General features: G+C 73.2%; 1 protein-coding gene. It reads right to left on the reverse strand.

All coding sequences use genetic code 11. From position 1 onward, the window contains the following. The coding region (locus NBZ83_RS30305) for a non-ribosomal peptide synthetase (RefSeq protein ID WP_261576328.1) at positions 1 to 4,393 on the reverse strand (4,393 nt) is incomplete at both ends.

The following is a 4,393-nucleotide window of genomic DNA, read 5'->3' on the forward strand; positions in this document are numbered from 1 at the left end:
CCCGCCACCAACCCATCCCACACATCCACCACCGAAACCCCAGAACCGGAATGGACCCGATCCCCATCCGCAGTCACCAAAGCCGCTGCGGAAGCGGAATCCAACCCGGAACGCGGACCCCGACCGCTCCATTCCTCCACCAGCATCCGACGCTCGTCCGCCGAAAGAACATCCACCCGAGAAAGCGGGACATCGGAATGGGAAGAAAGGGTGGTGAGCACGTCGAGGACGCGGCGCAGCATCGTCCGGGCCTCGGTGCTGGTGAACAGGTCCGTCCGGTACTCGACCTTGATGCGGAGCACGTCGTCGTCCGGCATCAGCATGATCGTGATCGGATAGTGGGTGTAGCCGCGTGACCAGCCGACCTCGGCGGTCAGTCCGCCGGAACGGTCGGCGTCGAGCAGGCCCGCGGTGTCGAGCGGGAACGTCTCGAACACCATGAGGGTGTCGAACAGGCGCCCGCTGGGGACGCCGGTGACGCCCTGGACCTCGTTGAGGCCCAGGTACTGGTGATCGAGCACCGCTGCCTGCGCGTCGTGGAGCCGTTCGAGCAGTGTGTGGGCGGTCTCGGCGGGCGACCATCGCACCCGGACGGGAACCGTGTTGATGAACAGGCCGACCATGGACTCCACGCCGGCGATCTCGGGCGGCCGGCCCGAGACGGTCATGCCGAAGATCACGTCGTCCCGGCCGGTCAGCCGGCCGAGAACCAGGCCCCAGGCGGCGGCGAGCAGGGTGTTGAGGGTGACGCCGTGATCACGAGCGGTCCGCGCGAGCTGCCCGGCGAGATCGGCCGGGATGGCGTCGACGACCTCCGCGGGCAGGACGGCGCTGTCACGGAGGTCCGGCCCGGCCAGCAGGGTGGGTTCGTCCACCCCGCCAAGGACGGTTGACCAGGCGGCGAGCGACTCGGCGCGGTCGCGCCGGGCGAGCCAGGCCAGGAAGTCCCGGTAGGGACGCGGCCGCGCGCCGGCGGCGCCGGCTTCGCCCAGCTCGTAGCAGGCGAACAGGTCGCGGACGACCAGGGGCGTGGACCAGCCGTCGAGGACGAGGTGATGGTTGGTCACGACGAGTCGATGGTCGTCCGGTCCCAGCCGGATCAGCGTGAGGCGCAGCAACGGCGGCGCCTCCAGGTCGAACCCGGTGCTCCGGTCGGCCTGAAGAAAGCGCTCGAGTGCCGTCGTGGAATCAGGCCGGGTGGAGTCGGACCGGGTGGAGTCAGGCCGGGTGAGGTCGAGGACGGTGAGGATGGGCTCGACGTCGTCCAGCACGACCTGAACCGGCTCGCCGCCGCCGTCCGGGAAGGCGGTCCGCAGGACGGGATGGCGGACCAGCAGGTCCCGGGCAGCGGTCCGCAGCCGGGTGGGGTCGAGCGGCCCCTGGAGGTCGACGACGAGTTGGACCGCGTAGAAGTCGACCGCGTCGGCGTCGAACCGAGCGTGGAACAGCATGCCTTCCTGCAGCGGGGACAGGGGCAGGACGTCGACGAGTCCCGGGTAGCGGGCCTCCCAGCGGTCGACATCGGCCTGCTTCGCCCGCACCAGCGGGAGGTCCGACGGGGTCCGCCCGCCCGTGGCGCCGCGGCGGACACCGTCGGCGATCACGCCGAGCGCCTCGGTCCAGAGGTCGGCCAGCTCGGTGACCTCGTCGTCGGTGAACAGCGCTGAGGGGAACTGCAGGCGCATCGCCAGCCCGGGGCCGTCCGCACCGTCGCGGGCGACGACGTGCAGGGCCAGCGCGGCGGCCGCGGGAAGCCCGGGGTCGGCGGCCGGCGCGATCCCGCCGAAGGAGATCGCGGCGAAGCCGAGCGGGTCGTCCTGCTCGGGCTCGACGCGGCCCAGGTAGTTGAACAGGATCTGCGGCTCGGAGAACTGGCTCAGGCCAGCACCGCCCCCGTCGCCGTCGCCGTCGAGGAAGCGCAGCAGCCCGTATCCGATGCCGCGATCGGGGATCGCGCGCAGGTGCTCCTTGACCCGCTTGACCATGGCCGACGCCGTACCGTCGGGGCGGGAATCGAGGTCGAGGCCGGCGGCGTCGAGTCGTACGGGGTACTGGGTGGTGAACCAGCCGACCGTGCGGGACAGGTCCGCGCCGGGCACGATGTGCTGTTCCCGGCCGTGGGCCTCGATGCCGACCACGGTCGTCGGTGCCAGCGTGCCACGAGCGGCCCGCCACCGGGCCACGGCCAGTCCCAGGGCGGCGAGCAGGATGTCGTCGGTGCCGGCGTGGAAGGCCGCGGGCACGTCGGTGAGGACCGGACCGGCGATGTGCGGCGGCACCGGCACGGAGACCGTGCGCACGGTGGCCCGGGTGTCCCGCGCCGGATCGAACCGGCGGGCGCCCAGAGCGGGGTCCGGGTCCGCGACGACCTCGCGCCAAAAGGCTCGTTCGGCCGCGCGATCGACCGCAACCTCGGCCAGCCGGGTGGCCCAGCCACGGAACGAGGTGCGCACGCCGGGCAGGTCGACGGGGGCACCCGGCGGGGTCACGAGGGCGGCGGTCAGGTCCTCGGCCAGGATCTGGCAGGAGTATCCGTCGGTGGCCAGATGGTGGCAGGTCAGCAGGACCGCGCCGGGGCGGTCGGCGTCCCCGTCGAACCAGGTCGCCTGGACGAGCACGCCGGCGGAGCGGTCCAGGCGCGCGACGGCGGCGGCGTGCTCGCGACGGAGCAGCTCACCGGGGTCCCCCGCGGGAAGCTCGACCCGGTGGACGACGTCGACGGCGTCGACGGCGCCGATCGGCCGCACCCACAGCCGGTACTCGCCGCCCGAACCCGACCCGGCCGAGCCCGACCCGGCCGAGCCCGACCCGGCCGAGCCATCCCCGGTCGAGGTCGTCATCACGGCGCGCAGCATGTCGTGCCGGTCGATGACCGCCTGGACCGCCCGCTGCACCGCGCGGAGGTCCAGTCCGGCGGGCCCGGCGACCAGCACCGCCTGAGAGAAACGTTCCCATGGGCCACCTCGGCCCAGGAAGGCGTTCATGATCGGGGTGAGCGGCACCTCCCCGACGGCGTCGACCGCCGTGTCCAGAGCCGGCTCCGCCTCGGCGGCTGCGGCCGCGCGGGCCACGGCCGCCAGCTCGGCGACGGTGCGCAGCTCGAAGACCTGCCGGGGGGTGAGGGTCAGTTCGGCGGCGCGAGCACGCGCGACGAGCTGGATCGACATGATGCTGTCGCCGCCGAGCTCGAAGAACGACTCGTCGACTCCAACCACGTCGCGGCCCAGCACCTGCGCGAAGATGCCGGCGAGAATCTTCTCGGTGGCATCGGCCGGGCCGCGTCCGACCGGTCGGGGCGCGGAGAAGTCCGGCGCCGGCAGCGCCCGGCGGTCCAGCTTCCCGTTGTCGGTCAGCGGGAGTGCCTCGAGCGGGACGAACACGGCCGGGATCATGTGCTCGGGCAGCCGCCCGGACAGGTACGCCCGGATCCGGGCGAGGTCCGCGTGCGGCCCCGCCACATATCCGGCGAGGTAGGCGCCGCCTGGCCGGTCGGTCCGCACGGCGACCGCGGCGGCGGCGACGCCCGGCGCGGCGGCGAGCGCGGACTCGATCTCCGCGGGCTCGATCCGGAATCCCCGGATCTTCACCTGGTCGTCGGAGCGGCCCAGGTACTCCAGCTCGCCGGTGGCGGTCCGGCGCGCGAGGTCGCCGCTGCGGTAGAGCCGGTCGCCAGGCTGACCGAACGGGTCGGCGACGAAGCGGGACGCGGTGAGTGCCGGGCGGCCCCGGTACCCGCGCGCCACCTGGGGTCCGCTGAGGTAGAGCTCGCCGATGGCACCGTCCGGCACCGGCCGGAGCCCGCCGTCGAGCAGATGGACGCCGAACCCGGGCAGCCCCGCGCCGATGACGCTGGTCGGGGAACCGAACGCGGCCCCGGTCAGCGGGCGGTGCGTCACGTGCACCGTCGTCTCGGTGATCCCGTACATGTTGACCAGGTCGGGGCCGTCCGGGCGCCGAGCGTGCCACCCCGCCAGCCGGGCCGGGTCGAGGGCCTCGCCGCCGAACACCACCGTCCGCAGGGCCAGCGGCGTCCCGGGCCGTTCGGCGTCGGCCGCCGCGAGCTGGTAGAACGCCGAGGGCGTCTGGTTGAGCACGGTGACGCCGTGGCGGGCGAGCAGGTCGAGGGTGGCCGCGGGTGAGCGGGAGTCCTCCTGCGAGACGACGACGAGCCGGCCGCCGTGCAACAACGGCCCCCAGATCTCCCAGACGGAGAAGTCGAACGCGAAGGAGTGGAACAGCGTCCACACGTCGTCGGGGCCGAAGGTGAACAGCGAGCGGGCCGCGGCGAACAGGGCAACGACCGAACGATGGGTGACCATCACGCCCTTGGGCAGACCGGTCGACCCCGAGGTGTAGATGACGTAGGCGACCTGGTCGGGGCGGGCGGCCGGGT

The sequence above is a fragment of the Frankia gtarii genome (assembly GCF_025403375.1).
Taxonomy (GTDB): Bacteria; Actinomycetota; Actinomycetes; order Frankiales; family Frankiaceae; genus Frankia; species Frankia gtarii.